Source organism: Bradyrhizobium nivariense (genome assembly GCF_029846695.2).
Taxonomy (GTDB): domain Bacteria; phylum Pseudomonadota; class Alphaproteobacteria; order Rhizobiales; family Xanthobacteraceae; genus Bradyrhizobium.
Genome location: NZ_JARWCR020000016.1, coordinates 139,315 through 156,545, shown reverse-complemented (window position 1 = coordinate 156,545; position 17,231 = coordinate 139,315). Strand labels below are relative to the sequence as shown.

The 17,231-nt window shown below is 61.8% G+C and carries 16 protein-coding genes and 1 pseudogene; 9 read left to right on the top strand and 8 right to left on the bottom strand.

Annotation, left to right across the window (positions count from 1 at the left end; translation table 11 throughout):
• The first annotated feature begins 167 nt into the window (after positions 1–167).
• The gene (locus QCM77_RS15985; protein ID WP_279684192.1) at positions 168–332 is read left to right on the top strand and encodes a hypothetical protein; all 165 of its coding nucleotides are present in this window, start codon (positions 168–170) and stop codon (positions 330–332) included.
• Positions 333–385: 53 nt separating this feature from the next.
• On the opposite strand, the gene dusA is transcribed toward QCM77_RS15985, so the two are convergent.
• The 8 genes and pseudogenes from dusA to QCM77_RS15945 form a co-directional block, all read right to left on the bottom strand.
• Positions 386–1,381 carry a tRNA dihydrouridine(20/20a) synthase DusA gene (dusA, locus tag QCM77_RS15980; protein ID WP_279662951.1) on the bottom strand — a complete coding sequence of 332 codons (996 nt, stop codon included), beginning with the start codon at positions 1,379–1,381 and terminating at the stop codon, positions 386–388.
• Positions 1,382–1,761: 380 nt separating this feature from the next.
• Entirely contained in the window at positions 1,762–2,397 is a 636-nt protein-coding gene (locus QCM77_RS15975; protein WP_279662885.1) for a response regulator, read from the bottom strand.
• Positions 2,398–2,562: 165 nt separating this feature from the next.
• On the bottom strand, positions 2,563–3,189 hold the full coding sequence (locus tag QCM77_RS15970) for a response regulator transcription factor (RefSeq protein ID WP_279662886.1): 627 nt from the start codon (positions 3,187–3,189) through the stop codon (positions 2,563–2,565).
• A gap of 60 nt (positions 3,190–3,249) precedes the next feature.
• Complete coding sequence (locus QCM77_RS15965) at positions 3,250–4,452, bottom strand: sensor histidine kinase (RefSeq protein WP_279684191.1); 1,203 nt, start codon at positions 4,450–4,452, stop codon at positions 3,250–3,252.
• Between the two features lie 650 nt (positions 4,453–5,102).
• On the bottom strand, positions 5,103–6,365 hold the full coding sequence (gene arcA, locus QCM77_RS15960; protein ID WP_279684190.1) for an arginine deiminase: 1,263 nt from the start codon (positions 6,363–6,365) through the stop codon (positions 5,103–5,105).
• 27 nt (positions 6,366–6,392) lie between these two features.
• Positions 6,393–7,826: a basic amino acid/polyamine antiporter gene (locus tag QCM77_RS15955; RefSeq protein ID WP_279684189.1), complete on the bottom strand. Its 1,434-nt coding sequence runs from the start codon at positions 7,824–7,826 to the stop codon at positions 6,393–6,395.
• Positions 7,827–7,967: 141 nt separating this feature from the next.
• Positions 7,968–11,030 (bottom strand): efflux RND transporter permease subunit, encoded by a 3,063-nt coding sequence (locus tag QCM77_RS15950; RefSeq protein ID WP_279684188.1) that lies wholly within the window; start codon positions 11,028–11,030, stop codon positions 7,968–7,970.
• A pseudogene (locus QCM77_RS15945) lies at positions 11,027–12,129 on the bottom strand (efflux RND transporter periplasmic adaptor subunit). Before QCM77_RS15945 ends, QCM77_RS15950 begins: the two are co-directional and overlap by 4 nt.
• A gap of 319 nt (positions 12,130–12,448) precedes the next feature.
• On the opposite strand from QCM77_RS15945, the gene QCM77_RS15940 reads away from it, so the two are divergent.
• The 8 genes from QCM77_RS15940 (at position 12,449) to QCM77_RS15905 (ending at position 16,941) form a co-directional block, all read left to right on the top strand.
• Positions 12,449–12,673, top strand: a complete 225-nt coding sequence (locus QCM77_RS15940) for a DUF3551 domain-containing protein (RefSeq protein WP_347882375.1) — start codon at positions 12,449–12,451, stop codon at positions 12,671–12,673.
• An 81-nt stretch (positions 12,674–12,754) separates the two neighbouring features.
• Positions 12,755–13,438: a Na+/H+ antiporter subunit E gene (locus tag QCM77_RS15935; protein ID WP_347882374.1), complete on the top strand. Its 684-nt coding sequence runs from the start codon at positions 12,755–12,757 to the stop codon at positions 13,436–13,438.
• On the top strand, positions 13,431–13,721 hold the full coding sequence (locus tag QCM77_RS15930) for an MrpF/PhaF family protein (RefSeq protein ID WP_279662916.1): 291 nt from the start codon (positions 13,431–13,433) through the stop codon (positions 13,719–13,721). Before QCM77_RS15935 ends, QCM77_RS15930 begins: the two co-directional genes overlap by 8 nt.
• On the top strand, positions 13,718–14,011 hold the full coding sequence (locus tag QCM77_RS15925) for a monovalent cation/H(+) antiporter subunit G (protein ID WP_279662917.1): 294 nt from the start codon (positions 13,718–13,720) through the stop codon (positions 14,009–14,011). Before QCM77_RS15930 ends, QCM77_RS15925 begins: the two co-directional genes overlap by 4 nt.
• Positions 14,008–14,952, top strand: coding sequence for an MnhB domain-containing protein (locus QCM77_RS15920; protein ID WP_279662918.1), 945 nt, complete (start codon positions 14,008–14,010; stop codon positions 14,950–14,952). Before QCM77_RS15925 ends, QCM77_RS15920 begins: the two co-directional genes overlap by 4 nt.
• A complete protein-coding gene (locus QCM77_RS15915; RefSeq protein ID WP_279684187.1) occupies positions 14,949–15,284 on the top strand; it encodes an NADH-quinone oxidoreductase subunit K in 336 nt (111 codons plus the stop codon). The genes QCM77_RS15920 and QCM77_RS15915 overlap by 4 nt, the downstream gene beginning before the upstream one ends.
• Positions 15,284–15,607, top strand: coding sequence for a hypothetical protein (locus QCM77_RS15910; protein WP_279662920.1), 324 nt, complete (start codon positions 15,284–15,286; stop codon positions 15,605–15,607). Before QCM77_RS15915 ends, QCM77_RS15910 begins: the two co-directional genes overlap by 1 nt.
• The gene (locus QCM77_RS15905; protein WP_279684186.1) at positions 15,511–16,941 is read left to right on the top strand and encodes a complex I subunit 5 family protein; all 1,431 of its coding nucleotides are present in this window, start codon (positions 15,511–15,513) and stop codon (positions 16,939–16,941) included. Before QCM77_RS15910 ends, QCM77_RS15905 begins: the two co-directional genes overlap by 97 nt.
• The last annotated feature ends 290 nt before the right edge of the window (positions 16,942–17,231 follow it).

Here is a 17,231-nt window from a genome sequence, read left to right as displayed (position 1 = left end):
GCTTGCGAAGATCCAGAGAATAAGGCTTGCCCATCCATGCTGGCCTCCGCCCAGCCAGCATGGTGAATCAGAAACAAGCTGATTTGGGAATCCCAAATCGATTCAACCTAACCCCATTCCGCTTTAGACTCCCCACGAGAGCTATGCCGCCACGGCCGACAGACGCGATGACGCGGGCTGCCATCCGCCCCGGCCGCAACATCAGGCGGCGCGCCGCGAAAGCGCGCCAGTGTGGCATTTGCGTCAAGCACGACGATTTGCCGGACTGGAACGCCGCCAAATTCCACACCTTCCGCGTCGACGTGAGCTATCATTTCGATCTGCTCCGCTGAGGCGGATCACGCAAGAGCCGGATATTGCGATCCGGCTCTTCGTGTGACTACGGTTAGGCTGCCACCTCCACCGGCGCGCGCGCACCGACACGCGCGATCGCATCGCGCAGCACATCGAGGCCGGCGCCCGGCTTCACCCCCTGCTCGGCAAGATGGCGGCGAAAGGCGCGCGCGCCGGGAACGGCGTGGAATGCGCCGACGAAATGCCGCGTCATGGAGTGCAGCCGCGTGCCGCGCGCGAGCTGCTGCTCGATATAGGGCATCATCGCCTCGAGCGCATCCTGCATGGAGGCATGCGGCGCGGGCTCGCCAAAAATGTCCTGATCGACCGAGAGCATCCGCCATGGCTCCTGATAGGCGGCCCGTCCGAGCATCACGCCGTCAACGTGATCGAGATGTGCTTTTGCTTCGTCGATGCCTGGGATGCCCCCGTTGATGATGACGGGCACATCAGGCATCGCGCGCTTGAGGCGATAGACGCGATCATAGTCGAGCGGCGGAATGTCACGATTCTCCTTCGGCGACAAACCGTTGAGCCATGCTTTCCGGGCATGCACGATCAGCGCATCGCAGCCGGACGCGACCACTGTGCGCGCAAGCTGGTCGAGCGCGACTTCCGGATCCTGGTCGTCGATGCCGATGCGGCACTTCACGGTAACGGGTACGGCAACCGCACGCTTCATCGCCTCGACGCATCTCGCCACGAGATCAGGCTCCGCCATGAGGCAAGCGCCGAAACGGCCGTCCTTCACGCGGTCCGAGGGGCAGCCGACATTGAGGTTGATCTCGTCATAACCGAACTCCTCGCCGATCCGCGCCGCCAGCGCCAGCTCGCGCGGATCCGACCCGCCGAGCTGAAGCGCCACCGGGTGCTCGACCACGTCGAACCCAAGCAGCCGCCCCCGGTCACCATGAATGATGGCGCCAGTGGTCAGCATCTCCGTATAGAGCAGCGCCCGCCTCGTCAGGTGACGGTGGAACACCCGGCAATGCCGGTCGCTCCAATCCATCATGGGTGCCACAGAAAAGCGATAGTGTTGACGTTCCAGAAATTCAATCCTTCTTTGTCACCGGACTGAACAGCCGCAGTTGCCCAGCAATCGAGACTTGGCTCTTAGCTCGAATAGATCGCTCCCGAAAATTCGGACTGCCCGTTGATCCTGTTCCCAGCGGACGGCCCGATAAAACCCGGGAACGCGCGTCGCGTCAATCCAAATGGAAACGCCGGCGCGAACAGGGAGAGCAATACCGGGCAAGGCTAGTCCGGCGCGACCGGCACCTGATCAAGATTCGGCGTAAATGATGCGACGGCTCAAGACTGTGTGAACAGCCACTTCACATTGGATTAGTCTGCGAATGGAATAGCACGAAACAGCCCAGGCCGACAGGCAGCTGCAAACTCGGGCATCCAGGACAACGGCGGAATCCCTCAGGGCGCAACCAGTTTCTTCCGAATAGCATAGCGGACCAGTTCCGCCGTGGATGACATCCCGAGCTTGCGCATAGCCGACGCACGATGGGTCTCGACGGTCTTCACGCTCAACTTCAACAGGTCACTTATAGATCTATTGGTATGCCCTTCTGCAATCAACTGGACGACGCTCTGCTCGCGCGAGGTTAGCAGCATGTCCGACCTGCCCTGCTTGTTGACCTGATAGTCGTGGAGCAGCTTCTCCACCAGGGCACTCGTGAAGTAGGGCCTGCCGTCGAGCAGCGCCTCAATAGCGGAAATCAGATGCTTCTTGGCATCCGACTTGAACAAGAAACCGCGGACGCCCGCTAGAATAGCTTCAGTCAGCAGATCCTCGTCCTCATGCATCGTCAGGATCAGCACCTCCGTATGCTGATCAAGTGCCTTCAGCCGGCGGCTAACCTCCAACCCGTTCATCAGCGGCATCGAGTAGTCGACGATCACGATGTCCGACCTCGTCTCCAGGGCCAAACCGACGGCTTGTTCACCATTCGTCGCTTCGCCGGTGACGATCCAGTTGGACTGCGCTTCAACAATCGCGCGAAGACCTGAGCGCACGACTGCATGATCATCCGCAATCAAGATGCGTTTCATAGCGTCGTTCTCGTTTCCGACCGCAACCGATGGAGACGCTCGGACCAGCAAGGTCAATCGATCGTGCGTATCTCGGTTCGAAGCGCCATCCTGCAAAACCCTGAACTGCCTCGGCGAATGTACCGACAGGCTCCCCTCAAGAAGATTCCACAGGTCGACGCGCTATCACGCCCCAACCAGTTGCGCCCGAACGGCGTACCGGACCAGGCCTGCGGTTGAGTTCACATCCAGCTTGCGCATCGCAGCCGCTCGATGTGCCTCCGTCGTCTTGACGCTGAGGTTCAGGATCGCGCTGATGCCTTTGTTGCTGTAGCCCTCAGCCACCAGTTTGACCACAAGCTGCTCGCGTGGCGTAAGCCCGCGGCGTCCATCTGCGCCGCCGCCGCCGTGATCCAGCTCGTTCCGACAGCTTTCGCTACAGAACCGCCTGTGCGCCAGAAGTGCATCGACGGCCGCCAGCAGCAATGTGTTCGCGTCCGATTTGGTCAGAAACGCTCCTGCACCAGCCTCAAACGCCTGCTGCGCGAGCAGACTGGACTTGTGCACCGTGAAGATCAAAACCTCTGTCTGCAGCGGAAATTCCCTGATCCGCCGCGCAACCTCCACTCCGGTCATCCGCGGCATGGAGAAGTCGACGATGGCCACATGGGGCCGGCTTTCGATTGCCGCGGTCAGCGCCTTGCTGCCGTCGTTCGCCTCGGCAACCACTTCCCAATCCGCCCGCTGTTCGAGCACCGCTCGCAAACCCGATCGTACCGCTTCGTGATCATCCGCGATAAGAATTCGTTTCATGGCAGAGCACTCCAATGTCGTTACACGGCAGCCACCCGCCACCGGTAAATCTTCTTCTTCTCATTGGGTTCCTGCGTGGGCCCTCACGGAGGTAGTGGCCTTTCGCCGGCTACGCCCGTTCGTTGCCAGCCCACGCGGAAGCACTGCGCGCAAGATGGTACCGGACCGCTGTGTTGCCGGATCGGAGCTGATGTCCAGCGCCCCTCCAATCTGCTCGAGCCTTGCCCTCATCGCCGGAATTCCGACGCCGTTGGATGTTGCCTTTGCACCTTGCTTGCCGTAGTCGGCGCGAAGCCCCCGCCCATTGTCGTTGACCATCAGTCGAAAGTGGCTGTCGGTCGCGTCAATGACGATGCTCACTTCCGTCGCTTGCGCATGGCGGAAGATGTTCGTGAGTGCTTCCTGGACGATCCGGAGCAACGCGCGCTGCTTCTCATAAGGCAGCCGATCGACGTCGGGCACGATCCTGGTCGTGACGTGCAACGAGGTGCGAGCCGCAAATCCATCCGCGTAATTCTCGATTGCGGCCTTGAGCCCATCGTCGGTCAGATTGCGGGGATGCAGCAGATAGGAAAAGGCACGGATTTCCCTGAGCGCCTCGTCGATCGACGCATCGATCTCATCGCAGAGCCGCTCGGCGCTGATCGGATCGCTCATGCTGCGTCGGATCTGCATGAGACCGAGGCTCGCCGCAATCAAATGCTGACATGTCGAATCATGGAGATCGGAAGCAATCCGCTTCTGGATTTCCTCCTGAATGGCTCCCAAATTGACGTTGACGTGTGCGTCGTCCAGCGGTCTGGGCGCTTCCTCGAACGGACCAATGTGGGCGACATGATGGCTGCCGATCAGCCGGGCCACACCACCGGCCGCGGGGTCCACGACCGGAACGATCGTCGTCTCCATATTCTGCCGTTGGCCGCCAAACGCCAGGCGATGGCGAACCCTGACCTCCTTCTCTTCGGCGAGACAAGCGCGTAGGGCTTGGCAGACGGGTCCGGCGTCGTAGCTGCTCAAGCAGTTGGAGACATCCAGTTCCCGGATGTCGTCGGCCGAGATGCCGAGACGCGACTCGAAAGCCGGATTAACCGTCTCATAGACGAAGCGTCCGCCAAGCGAAGGGCGCACTACGAAGAGAAAGTCGGCTGAGCACATCCAGTACAGGCGGTCACTGGCTTCTTCGAAACCAAGCTGCAACCATCCCGTGCCGCTGGTTCGAACTGAATCGGAGGCGGGAAAGCTATGGGGCTTCACGGTACGCACTCACTCTGCTGCGGTTACGCCCGACATTGAAGCTCAATATCGAGAGTCGCCGTCCTGCCCCGCGGGCAAGGCATCCATCGCCTGGATCTGAGTACGGTCGCCCTTAGGGTTGGTCAAATATACACCGTCTGGTTGACCGTGCCAGAGGTAGTAGTCGCCCCAGAATAAACTCTCGAATTCGTGAGGGTGGGCCGTGGAAGGGATCAAGTATGCAGTTTGTGCCAGACTTTGCGGCATTCAACTCGAATAAGATGCGACAGATGCTAAAAGTGCTACAAACAGGATTCACGAACTGCTTAAGCGGACAAGTCTTCCTTATTACTCAATCAGCGGTTTCCGAGAAGCGTGCAGCCGTTCTCGGGCACCATGGCACCGGCCGCACGCGCGCCGCTGCCCACGCGGTGCTTGCTCCCAATAATCCAACGACCAGCCAAAGAACCGTAGGCGCGCGCATGGCTGTCCCCGATGGCTTCTGCGTACACCAGGAACCGCCTTAGCTTTGGCGATGAGTGTGGCGTGTCGACGATAGGACGATAAATCTGTGATTGAGCCGACACGTCGCGGCCGCCGGACCCTCTCCCCGCGCTGCCAGCAAACAGCTGGAACGCCGGAACGCGCTGGCTTCAAGGCCGAACCCGCCTCCCGGTCGCCTAATAATCTACGGCGTCCCTGGTGATCGGACAGGTCATGCAATGACCGCCTCCCCGGCCACGCCCCAACTCCGCACCGACGATGGTGATGACCTCGATCCCTTCCTTGCGCAGCAATGTGTTGGTGTAAGTGTTGCGGTCATAGGCGAACACCACGCCCGGGGACGCGCAGACGAGATTGGCGCCGCTGTCCCACTGGGTCCGCTCGCGCATATAGGCGTTGCCGCCGGTCTCAATCACGCGCAACTTCTTAAGACCGAGCGCATCGGCCACGACATCCACGAACGGCTTTTCGTCTCTGCGCAGATCGAGTCCGGCGGAATTGTCGGCCGGCCGGTAGGAAAAGGCCGCGATGCTGTTGACGATGTCTGGATAGAGCAAAATGCAATCCCGGTCTGCGAACGTGAAGACGGTATCGAGATGCATCGCTGCACGCAGCTTCGGCATCGCAGCCACGATCACACGCTCGGCCGCCTTTCTCTCGAACAAGGCCGCAGCGACCTGGCTGATTGCCTGCCGCGAGGTGCGCTCGCTCAATCCGATCAGGACGTTGCCCTTGCCGATCGGCATCACGTCGCCGCCTTCCAGCGTCGAGAGACCATGATCCCGCGTCGGATCGCCCCACCAGACGTTGACCTTGCCGGCGAAATCCGGATGGAACTTGTAGATGGCCGTGGCAAGGATCGGCTCTTCATGCCGTGCCGGCCAGTAGAGCGAATTCAGCGTGACGCCGCCGTAGATCCAGCACGTGGTGTCCCGCGTGTACAGGGTGTTGGGAAGCGGCGGTAGCAGATACTCGGTCATCCCGGCGGCTTCGCGGACCAGCTTGAGCATCTCGCCGCCATGGGCATCCGGGAAGTCGTGAGTCGACACTCCACCGATCAGCGTTTCCGCCAACTCGCGCGGCTTTAGAGTTTCCAAATAGCCGCGCAGCTCGTTGACGAGGCCGAGACCAACTTGATCGGGAACAACCTGATTGTCGAGGATCCACTTTCTGGCCTCGGGTATCGCGACCGTCTCGGCCAGCAGGTTGTGCATCTCAACGACCTCGATCCCGCGGTCACGCATCTTCTGCACAAAATCGAAATGATCGCGCTTGGCGTTATCGACCCACAGCACGTCGTCGAACAGCAGGGTATCGCAATTGGAGGGCGTAAGGCGCTGATGGGCTCGCCCGGGCGAACAAACCATCACCTTCCGCAACTGGCCGACCTCCGAATGGACACCGAAGGGAACCGAGGTGTCCGATGTCTGCTTTACCATGGGAGTTCTCCCTGGAGTTTGCTGTGCCTAGATGGTGATGTAGCCGGTAGCCAATCCATGGATCCCGACTGCGGCGCCGATGGCGGCTGCGATGAAGATGCCCCACTCGACGGCCGTGAAGACCCTCGCCTTCCGCTCAAGGCGAGCCCAAAAATACAGGACCGTGCCCGGCGCGTAGAGGATCAGGGACAACAGCAGGAATTTCATTCCAGCGGCATAGATCAGGAACAGCGTGTAGATGAGCGCGATGCCGGCGAAGACCATGTCGCGCGTTCGGTCACTGCGGCTCTTCTCATAGGTCTCGCCGCGCCTGACGAGCAGGAGGCCATAAGCTGCGACCAGGAAGAACGGAATCAGTGACATCACACTGGTCAGATTGAGCATCAGCGCGAACGCATCCTGCGACCAGTAGGTGCTGATGACGAAGAGCTGAACGATCACATTGGTCAGCCACAGCGCCGCAGCCGGCACCTTGTTCGTGTTTTCCCTGCCGAACAAGGCTGGCATATCCCTGGTCCGGCCCGCAGCGGAAAGCACCTCGGCGCAGATCAGGGACCAGGCGAGGTAGGCTCCCAGCACCGAAACTAGGAGTCCGACGCTGACGAAGATTGCGCCCCAATGCCCGACCACTGCTTCTAGCACCGTCGCCATGGACGGCTGACGCATGCCTGCGATCTCCGCGCGGGCAAGCACCGCATATGGCAGCATGGTGACGAGCACCATCAGGCTCGTAACGAGCGCAAACCCCAGAATGGTCGCAGCGCCGACATGCGCCCGTTCCTTGGCATAGCGTGAATAGACGCTGGCGCCCTCGATGCCGAGAAAGACAAACACCGTGACCAGCATCGTCGCGCGAATCTGTTCGAACAGACTCTTGTCCGGCATCCCCTCGCCGCCCCAGAAATTGGCGCGGAACATGTCGGCCTTGAACGAGAATATCATGATCACGATGAAGACCAGGATCGGCACGATCTTGGCAATCGTGACGATGGTGTTGATCGCGGCGGCCTGCTGCACTCCGCGAAGGATCATGAAATGAAACAGCCAGATTCCAATCGAGGCGACGATGATCGCGGTGATCGTGTTCCCGTCTCCAAAGACGGGAAAGAAGGCGCCCAAGGTCGATTTGATCAGGACCCAATAGGATACGTTGCCGATGCAGCTGCCTATCCAGTATCCGAAGGCCGACAAGAAACCAGGATAGTCGCCAAATCCCTCCTTCGCATAGGCATAGACACCGGCATCGAGCTCTGGCTTTCGTTCAGCCAGCGTCTGGAACACTCGCGCGAGCGTGTACATGCCGCCGCCGGCTATGCACCAGGCGAAGACGGCTCCGAACGGACCGGTGGCGATGCCGAAGGTTCGCGGGAGTGAGAAGATACCCGAGCCGACCATCGAGCCGACCACCATCGCAGTCAACGCGAACAGCGAGAGCTTTTGGATTGACGGAGACCCAGTCATAGGGAGACCTCGTGACGGGCGGGTGCGCAACATCCCGGCTGATCGACCTGCCGGCAGTTCACCATGCGCCTTGGGCGGAGCCTGGAATATCAGGTGATCTCCTAGTCCGAGGGCGGGATTCCCCCTGCAGGAAACGCCGGCTCAAGCAATCGATCGAGTGGAGGCCCCTACCCGCCCCTTTTCCCCGAACCAGGTTACATACAATGTCGGGAGCAAGACCAAGGTCAGTATCGTCGCAACCAGCAGACCGCCCATGATTGCGATCGCCATCGGGCCCCAGAACACGGTTGGAGCAATCGGGATCATGCCGAGCACGGTCGATATGGCCGTCAGCATGATAGGGCGGAAGCGGGAGCTGCTGGCATCCACCGCCGCCTCCCAGGGGCTCTTGCCCTGCGCTCGTTCCGCGTCGATCTGGCTGATTAGGATCACGGCGTTCTTGCTGATCATGCCGAGCAAAGCAAGAACGCCGAGAATAGTGACAAAGCCCATCGGCCTGCCGGAGAGCAACAGTGCGGCGACAACACCGATCATCCCGAGCGGCGCCACACTGACGACCATCAACAGCCGCGGAAAGCTCTGCAACTGGATCATCAGAACCGTGAACATGACGAACAGCATCATGGGCACCACAGCGAGTACGGACGCCTGCGATTTCTGGCTCTCTTCCACCGTTCCGCCGACGGCCACATCGTAGGATGCAGGAAGCGTCTTCCTCAGCTTGTCGACAGCGGGCGATAGCGCGTCCACCACCGTACCGGGCAGCGCTCCACCGCCGATGTCCGCACGCACCGTCAGGGTCGGAACGCGGTCGCGTCGCCAGATCAGGGGATTTTCCTGGTGATATCCGAATGTCGCGAACTGGCTGAGCGACACCGTCTGTCCGCCAGGCAGCGGCACCTGAAGCGTGCGCAGATTGGACAGCGAAATACGCTGTTCATCGACTGCCCGGGCCACCACGTTGACCAGATAGATGTCGTCGCGCACCTGGGTCACGGTTGCGCCGGATATCACGGTATTCAACACGCTCGATATCGCTTGCGAGCTCAGGCCGAGACGACGCGCTTCATCCTGATCGACGTAAATGCGCAGCTGGCGCTCCGGCTCCATCAAGTCGAAATTGATGCTCTTGGTCCTGGGATCGGAGGCAAGGATCTGCCCGACCTTGAGCGCAATCTCACGCACCCGCTCTATATCGGGTCCACCAACGCGATATTGCAGCGGCCATCCGACAGGCGGGCCGAGGCCAAGAGGCGAAACCGAGGAGACGGCGGCCGGAAATTCCTCCGCGAGAAGACGGTCCAGCCTCACATGCAGGCGCTCGCGCGCCGCAACGTCCTTTGCCACGACAACCGCCTGCGCGAAAGAATCGTTTGGAAGCTCCACGTTGAGCGGAAGATAGAACCGGATTGCACCGCGCCCCACATTGGTGCTCCAGTGCTGGACGTCGGGATCGCCGGTCAATGCCGCATCCAGCCGCTTCGCGGCCATCTCGCTCGCATGGATCGATGCATTCTGCGGCAGGCTGAGATCCACCAGCAATTCGGGCCGGTCAGACGATGGAAAGAACTGCTGCGGGATCAACGGAAGCGCAACAACGGACGCGACAAAGAGGGCCAGCGAGATCGCGATCGTCAGCCACTTGGCCCGCATCGCCAGCGTGAGGAAACTCCGGTAGAAACGGAATACCCCGCCGGGCTCAGCAGAGCTCGTCTGGGCGGGTGGGACAAGAATGACCACACCCAGCAACGGCGTGAAGATCACCGCAACGAGCCACGACACCAACAGCGCGATCGCCACCACCGCAAACAGCGAGAAAGTGTATTCGCCGGCCGAGCTCGCCGCAAACCCGACCGGGATGAAGCCAGCGATCGTCACGAGCGTTCCTGCCAGCATGGCAAAGGCATGACTGCGGAAGGCAAATGTCGCAGCGTCGACCTTCCTGTCGCCTTGCGCCAGCCGATTGAGCGTTGCGTCGGTGGTCGTCATCGCATCGTCGACCAGCAGCGCGAGCGCGATGATCAGCGCCCCCAGCGATATCCGCTGCATGTCGACGCGAGCGATCTCCATGATCGGAAACACGATCGCCAGCGTCAATGGAATGGCAAGCGCGATGATGAGGCCGGGACGGATCCCGAGGCTGATGAAGCTCACCACCAGAATGATGACGACAACCTGCAGGAGAGAGGTCATGAATTCGCCGATCGCGCCGCCGACCACGACTGCCTGGTCCGCAACGAGGCTCGGCTCGATTCCGATTGGGAGATCGACGGTGATCTCCGCCATCACCTTCTTGACGTTTCTGCCGAGCGCAAGAATGTCGCCGCCATCGCGCATTGCGATGGCAAGCCCGAATGCGGGCTGGCCATTGACCCGGAACATCGGTTGCGGCGGATCCACGTAGCCGCGCCGCACCTGCGCGATATCGCTCAGGCGAATCGTGCGACCGCCAGCGACGAAATTGACGCTGGCGATATCCTGCTCCGACTGAAAGCCGCCTGACACGCGAACCGAAATATTTTCCTTGCCCGTCTGGATCACGCCCGCCGGTCGGACGATATTTTGCGATTGCAGCGAGGCGAGCAGAGCCGCCCGATCGACGCCCAAGGTCGCAAGTTCCTGCTTGGAGAATTCGACGAAGATCACCTCGTCCTGCGCGCCCAATAGCTCGATCTTCGACACGTCCGGGACCTGAAGCAATCGGGAGCGAATATCCTCAACGAAATCGCGCAACTCCCGCTGAGTGAAGCCGTCGCTGGTAAAGCCGTAGACGATGCCGAACGTGTCACCGAAGTCGTCATTGAAGCCCGGACCGACGACCCCTGCCGGCAGGGTGTGGCGCATGTCGCCGACGCTCTTCCTCACCTCATACCAGGTATCGGAAACCTCGCTTGCGTTCGCACTTCCTTTCAGGTTGACGAAAATCGTGACGAGACCCGCCCGGGTGAAGCTGCGCAGGAAGTCCAGATTGGGCGTCTCCTGCAATTGGCGCTCGAGCCGCTTCGTCACCTGCTTCATTGTCTCTTCGGCCGTGGCCCCCGGCCAGGCCGCCTGAACGACCATGGTCTTGATGATGAAGGAGGGATCTTCGTTTCGACCAAGCCGGACATACGCCAGGCACCCGGTGATCACGGCAACCATCATGGCGTAGACGACGAGCGAGCGATGCTTGAGCGCCCACTCGGAGAGGTTGAGCCCGATCATGGCTCTGACCCGAGCACCCGGACCTTCTGGCCCGGATGAAGCGCCTGAACGCCCGCGGTGACGATAATCTCTCCCGCGTCCAACCCCTGCGAGACGATGACCTGTGCCTGGTCGAAGCGCAGGATATCAACGTTGCGTGCCGACACGGTTTTGGCCGACGGATCGACAATCCACACCGCAGGCTGTTGATTTATCCGCGTCAACGCGGTTGCCGGTATATCGATCACCGGCCCGGAGCTGGTTTCGACGCGCCCATTGACAGTCGCACCGAGCCGCATCGCTGCCGGCGGATCCGTCAAGCCAACCTTGACCTCGAACGTGCGGGTGACGGGGTCGGCTTGCGCCGCGATCTGACGAATGCGGCCTCATGCGGTGATCTTCGGATCATCCGCAGGCTGACGGTGACCTGCACGTCGACCGGCGCCGATCTGACCATCTGAGCGGCAACGTCGAAGACCGCGTCCCGGCCGTCCTGTCTGGCGATCCTCGCAATCATTTGCCCGGCCTGAACGACCTCGCCAGCGGACGGCCCCGTCGCGGTGATCTTGCCCGGCGCGTCGGCTCGCAATTCGGTGAAACTGACGAGATCGTGCGCTGAACTCAACTGTGCCTCCGCCGCCTCGACCTGCGACTGGGCGGTCTGTCGTGCTTGCGTCGCCGCCTCGAAATTCGCACGCGTGGTCCACCCCTGCGCCAACAGGGTCTCCTGACGTTCGTAATGGTTGCGTGCCTGCGTCAACTGGCCCTGTGCAGCCGAAAGAGCCGCCTTCGCCTGCCGCAATGAGCTCAGCTCGTTCTGGGGTTCCAGTTGTGCCAGCAATTGCCCGGCCTCGACCCTGTCATCGAGCTTGGTGTCGTTCCCAAGCAGACGTCCCGCGATCCGGAATGCGACACTCACTTCGTCCTCAGCCTCGATGCGACCTGTGAAAGTCAGCGGCACCAGACTCTCACGCTTCTCGATCGTCGTGGTCCGGACCGGACGCGGAGGCGATTCCTTTGTTTCCGCTTGGCGGCCACACGCTGCCAGAACCGGCGCGGAGACAGCTGCCATCAGCGTCAGTGCAATGACTTGCCGAGATGTCGCTCGACGACCGCGCATAGCCGTGCGCTCCTCAAATTTCTGAAATGCTGTCGGGCCGGTCAGCCTTCCCCGAGGTTGCGATTTCGCGGTATCGCCCCTCGGTATTCTTGCCCAGGGGATCGGCCGCACACATCGGCAAATCTACTCGGTGCGGCCGGATGCAATCGCGGTTACGGCACAGCGCAAACGCAGGCAGAAACCTGACGAGGCGTGACAATCCATCCGACAGCGCTCTAGGGAATTCCTGACGCCTGATCAGGCAATCACCCAATATCGCCGGTCTCATCAAGAGCGCACGATTCCACGCCCAGATGAAGCGATCGGGCGCGTCGGCTCGATGAATCAGGAGGGTTTCAAGATGCGAAAGTTGATCCTAGTTGCGGCCGCGATCTCGGGAATGCTGACCATCGCGCTACAGACTGCATCGGCACAGACCCAGCAAAACCAATGGTGCTCCAAGTTCAAAGGGATGGTGAACTGCAAGTACTCCACCCAGGATCAGTGCCAGGCGTCCCGGAGCGGAAGAGGCGGCACCTGCTTCCCTCGGCAGGCGTCGCGCTAGTTGCGTGGCAGGGCAGCGAGAGCCCATCCAGGGCGATGGCGTCGAACGATCCGCTCGTGGACGCCATTCGAACCGGTGTGGATGCTGTTGTATCGTTACACCAACCCCCGTTTCGACACATCGACGGGTTCCCGGCTGCGGCCGCCGACAGCGCCGCCGCCGGAATCCCGTCCTTCAATGCACGAGGCCTGGTTTTTGAAACAGCGCCGAACGGCGCGACCTAACCCGTCGCCAGTCGAGGACTCCGACGTGAGAGGCCCCTCAGGAAAGCGAGACGCGCGTACGGAGGTCGGAGTATCCTGGCGAAGCGCGGCTTCCCGAGCGGCATGGTTCCTCTGCCTTTGGCTCGTGCTTGCCGGCACCTCTCTCGATGACATTCCTGCAGCAACAATCGCCGTTGCGACAGCAACCTGGACGAGCTTGTGGTTGCTGGAGCCTGGCACGTCGCGGCGCTCACTTCGCGCCATCCTCCGACTGGCGCTTCTGTTCCTGTACCAGTCCGTTGTGGCCGGAGTGGACGTCGCAAGGCGCGCACTCGATCCCGGCCTGCCGCTGCGCCCGGGATTCGTCGCGTATCCAACCCGTCTTCCGCGCGGCCTGCGTCGCAACGTGTTCGCAACACTTACCAGCCTGTTGCCAGGCACCGTGCCGGCCGGAGAGGAGGAGGCGCAACTCCTCTATCACTGCCTCGACGTCGATCAGCCAGTGATCGCGGAACTTGATCAGGAGGAGGCGGCCTTGGTGCGAGCGCTTTACAATGACTGAGTTCCTGACTGCCGCGGTCGGCTTCATTCTGGCAATGCTGGCGCTTGGGCTGGTGTCGATCCTGCGAGGTCCTGGAGACGCCGACCGCATGATGGCGACGCAGCTGATCGGGACCGGAGGTATTGCGGCGCTGCTGCTGCTCGGCACCGTGGCGGGCTCACCCGCGGCAATCGACGTGGCCTTGACCTTGGCACTGCTCGCCACCTTCGCCTCCATCGCGTTCGTCAAGAAGGGGCTTTCGCGCTTCGAAGCCGATGGGATCGCATCAACGGAGGACAAATGAGCCTCGCACGCGACATGATGACAGTTGCGGCCGTCTCGGCCGGCGCGTTCTTCTTCCTGGCCGGTACGGTCGGTCTGCTTCGCTTTCCTGATACCCTAACACGTCTGCACGCGCTCACGAAGGCGGACAATCTCGGCCTCGGTCTCGTCGTGCTCGGACTGCTCCCGCAAGCTGCGGGCCTTCGCGACGGGTTGAAGCTGATCGGCATCTGGCTGCTCGGCCTGCTCGCCGGCGCCACCGTCTCCCAACTGATTGCGCGCGCGGCGCGCCATGGCCAATTGAACCGATGAGCATTGCGACGGTCTTCGAAATTGTGCTGGCTGCGATCGTTCTAGGACTTGGCGTCTGGACGATCGTCGTGCCGGAGATTTTTTCGGCCACGGTCGGATTCGTCGCCTATGGACTGCTGGTGGCACTCATCTGGGTACGTCTCGACGCTGTCGATGTCGCGCTGACCGAGGCCGCAATCGGCGGAGGGCTTGGTGGCGTGTTGCTGCTGGGTGCGGCGGCGCGGTTGCGGGATGCCGACCTGATGGCGGAGAAAACGCCGGGCACGCTGCTGCGAGCTGGCGCGACAGCGCTGTCGGTGTTGATGGCCGCAGCCCTGGCGGGTGCGGTCCTGGTGCTGCCCGATCCTGCTCCGACGCTTGCTCCGGTGGCTGTTGCAAATGCCGGGGCGACCGGCCTGTCCAATCCGGTCACCAACGTCCTGATGGCGTACCGTGCGATGGATACGATGCTCGAGAAAGTCGTACTTCTGCTGGCCGTCGTCGGCGTTTGGTCGCTTGCACCTGACTGTGCCTGGGGCGGCCGTCCCGGGCCACGCCACGAAGCCGATCCTCGTGGCGTCCTCGTCTTTCTTGCGCGCCTGTTGCCGCCGATCGGGACCGTCGTCGGGATTCATGTCCTCTGGACCGGCGCCGATCAGCCTGGCGGAGCGTTTCAGGGCGGCGCGATTCTCGCGTCCATGTGGCTGCTGGCCATCATGGCGGGGTTGGTGGACACTCCACCCGCGAGCCTCCGCTGGACGAGGCTGTTCCTCGTTGTCGGGCCCGGCCTGTTCCTTGTCGTTGGCCTTGCCGGTCTTCTGTTCGGCCAGGCATTCCTTTCCTATCCGCCCGCCCTAGCCAAGCCACTGATACTCGGCATCGAGGTCGCGATGACGTTGACGATCGCCGCAACGCTCGGCCTGCTGCTCGCAGGCGCACCAGAACGGAGCGTGCAATCATGAGCACCGTGACGGTGTTCGGACCGTGCGCTGCTGCCGTGGCCGGTCTTGGACTCTACGGTCTGATCACGGACCCGCGGCCGCTGCGGAAGATCCTCGCCTTCAATCTGCTCGGCAGCGGCGTGTTTCTCCTGTTCGGCGTCGTTGGGCGGCGGGGTGCGGCGGCAGGAATGGGCAATGATCCGGTGCCGCAAGCATTGGTGATCACCGGCATCGTCGTCGCGTTCTCCGCAACGGCATTAGCGATTGCACTCCTGCTGCGCTTGTTCCAGACGACGGCCGTTCCGGAGCCGAGCAGTCGCGTCTCGCCGGGCGACGACCCAGGTCACGGCTGATGCTGTCCCCTGCCCCCGCGCTTGAGGCGACAACAACCCCGAGCGGCTTCCTGCTGGTGCTGTCTATCGCTATGCCCGTTATGGGCGTCATGCTGGCCTTCGTTCTTGGCGACCGACACGTCAGGCTGGTCGCATACGCGATAATCCCGCTGGGATTGGCGATCGCGGTGACGATTCTGGTGACCCTTCGGCAAAGCACCTGGCCTCTCGTCTACCTGCTGGGCGCTTGGCCGCCCCCATTGGGGGTGGCTCTGCGCGCGGACGGACTGTCTGCGGTGATGCTCGCGGCGACCTCGGTCGTGATCTGCGCGGTCGCCGTCTAGCCCATGCTGATTTCAAGGATACGGCGACGCGCGCGCCATTCGCATTCTGGATCCTGCTGCTGGCGATCTGGGCGGCGCTGGACACGATCTTTGTCGGCGGAGACCTCTTCACGCTTTACGTCGCCCTGGAATTGCTGACGTTCGCCGCAGTGCCGCTGGTCTCGCTGGAAGGCCGTCCGGATACGCTGCGAGCTGCGATACGGTACCTGCTGTTCGCATTGCTCGGCTCCGTGCTCTACCTGCTGGGCACGGCGCTCCTCTATGGTTGCTATGGTACGCTTTATATCGCGCTGCTGTCGCATCGGATCCAGGCAGAACCCGCGTCATTCCTCGCGGCGGCATTGATGACGGCGGGTCTTCTGGCCAAAACCGCACTGTTTCCCCTACATCTCTGGCTGCCCCCCGCCCACGCAGGCGCGCCGGCGGCCGCCAGCGCGATCCTGTCGGGCCTTGTCGTGAAGGGATCTTTCTTCATCATCGTGCGGCTCTGGTTCCAGGTGATGCCCGCGCTACCTGGTTTGCCAGCCACGCAACTGCTCGCCGCTCTGGGAGCAGCGGCGATCATGTTCGGCAGCGTTCTCGCTCTGCGCCAGGAACGGCTGAAGCTCTTGATCGCCTATTCGACCGTGGCACAGCTCGGATATCTCTTCCTGATGTTTCCGCTCGCGTTCGACGCTTCGGGCAGGCTGGAGGACGGCAACGCTTTGTCAGGCGGTCTGCTGCAGGCCGTCTCCCATGCCACGGCCAAAGCGGCGATGTTCATGGCTGCCGGATCGATCTATGCGAGGCTGGGTCATGATCGCCTCACAGACTTGCACGGTCTGGTGAGAACGATGCCGTTGAGCGTCTTAGCTTTTTGCTCTCGCCGGCATCGCGTTGGTAGGCGTACAGCCGAGCGGTGCGTCGCTGGCAAAAGAGCTGTTGCTTCGTGCCGCAGCCGAAAGGGGGCAGTGGTGGTGGGCGGTCGTGCTCGAGGCGGGCGGAATGTTTACAGCGGCCTACGTCATCTTGGTCTTGGCTCACGCGCTGGCGCCTACGGACGAGCGGATTGCATCGACCGGTCCGGCACAACACGCCCAGAACATGGCGCCGCTTGTGCTGGCCCTTTGCTCGTTATCGCTCGGCTTGTTGCCTTGGGATCCCTATCTAGCTGCCCCGCACGGTTCGATGTCAGGTATCTTTGCGGCCGAGACTCTCACCAAAACATTCTTCTCCGTCCTGGGTGGCGTGGTGTTGGCGGTTCTGGTCGCTCCCTGGCCGCATCCGCATGCCTATTCGACGCGTTGGAAGATTGCCGCCGGCATACTCGGTCTATTTCAACGCAGCTGCCATAGGTCCGTTGGCTGCCTAGAGAGGGCCAATCGCGTTCTCTGCCAGTGGCCTGCGGCCAGCATGTTCCTCCTCATCCTGGCGCTGCTGTTTGGCGCACTGATGGTTGGGGCGCATACCTCTCGGCCGGGATAAGGTAGCCTTAAGCGCCCCTCCGGCATCGACGATCAGGAACATTCATCCCCATGCCTAAGGGTTTTCTCCGATCCCACGCCAGCGGATCGAAAGCTAGTGTTCGACAGCGCGTTCCGCCAGTGGCACGGTTGCACCGGTTGGCGCATCGTCTTGGCCGCGG

What these genes read in the sequence shown, in the direction of transcription:
- QCM77_RS15985 (WP_279684192.1), top strand. Translation starts at nt 168, where the DNA reads ATGACGCGGGCTGCCATCCGCCCCGGCCGCAACATCAGGCGGCGCGCC.
- QCM77_RS15920 (WP_279662918.1), top strand. Translation starts at nt 14,008, where the DNA reads ATGAGCATTGCGACGGTCTTCGAAATTGTGCTGGCTGCGATCGTTCTA.
- QCM77_RS15955 (WP_279684189.1), bottom strand. Translation starts at nt 7,826, where the DNA reads ATGACTGGGTCTCCGTCAATCCAAAAGCTCTCGCTGTTCGCGTTGACT.
- QCM77_RS15970 (WP_279662886.1), bottom strand. Translation starts at nt 3,189, where the DNA reads ATGAAACGAATTCTTATCGCGGATGATCACGAAGCGGTACGATCGGGT.
- arcA (WP_279684190.1), bottom strand. Translation starts at nt 6,365, where the DNA reads ATGGTAAAGCAGACATCGGACACCTCGGTTCCCTTCGGTGTCCATTCG.
- QCM77_RS15975 (WP_279662885.1), bottom strand. Translation starts at nt 2,397, where the DNA reads ATGAAACGCATCTTGATTGCGGATGATCATGCAGTCGTGCGCTCAGGT.
- QCM77_RS15950 (WP_279684188.1), bottom strand. Translation starts at nt 11,030, where the DNA reads ATGATCGGGCTCAACCTCTCCGAGTGGGCGCTCAAGCATCGCTCGCTC.
- QCM77_RS15940 (WP_347882375.1), top strand. Translation starts at nt 12,449, where the DNA reads ATGAATCAGGAGGGTTTCAAGATGCGAAAGTTGATCCTAGTTGCGGCC.
- QCM77_RS15915 (WP_279684187.1), top strand. Translation starts at nt 14,949, where the DNA reads ATGAGCACCGTGACGGTGTTCGGACCGTGCGCTGCTGCCGTGGCCGGT.
- QCM77_RS15925 (WP_279662917.1), top strand. Translation starts at nt 13,718, where the DNA reads ATGAGCCTCGCACGCGACATGATGACAGTTGCGGCCGTCTCGGCCGGC.
- QCM77_RS15930 (WP_279662916.1), top strand. Translation starts at nt 13,431, where the DNA reads ATGACTGAGTTCCTGACTGCCGCGGTCGGCTTCATTCTGGCAATGCTG.
- QCM77_RS15935 (WP_347882374.1), top strand. Translation starts at nt 12,755, where the DNA reads ATGCTGTTGTATCGTTACACCAACCCCCGTTTCGACACATCGACGGGT.
- QCM77_RS15910 (WP_279662920.1), top strand. Translation starts at nt 15,284, where the DNA reads ATGCTGTCCCCTGCCCCCGCGCTTGAGGCGACAACAACCCCGAGCGGC.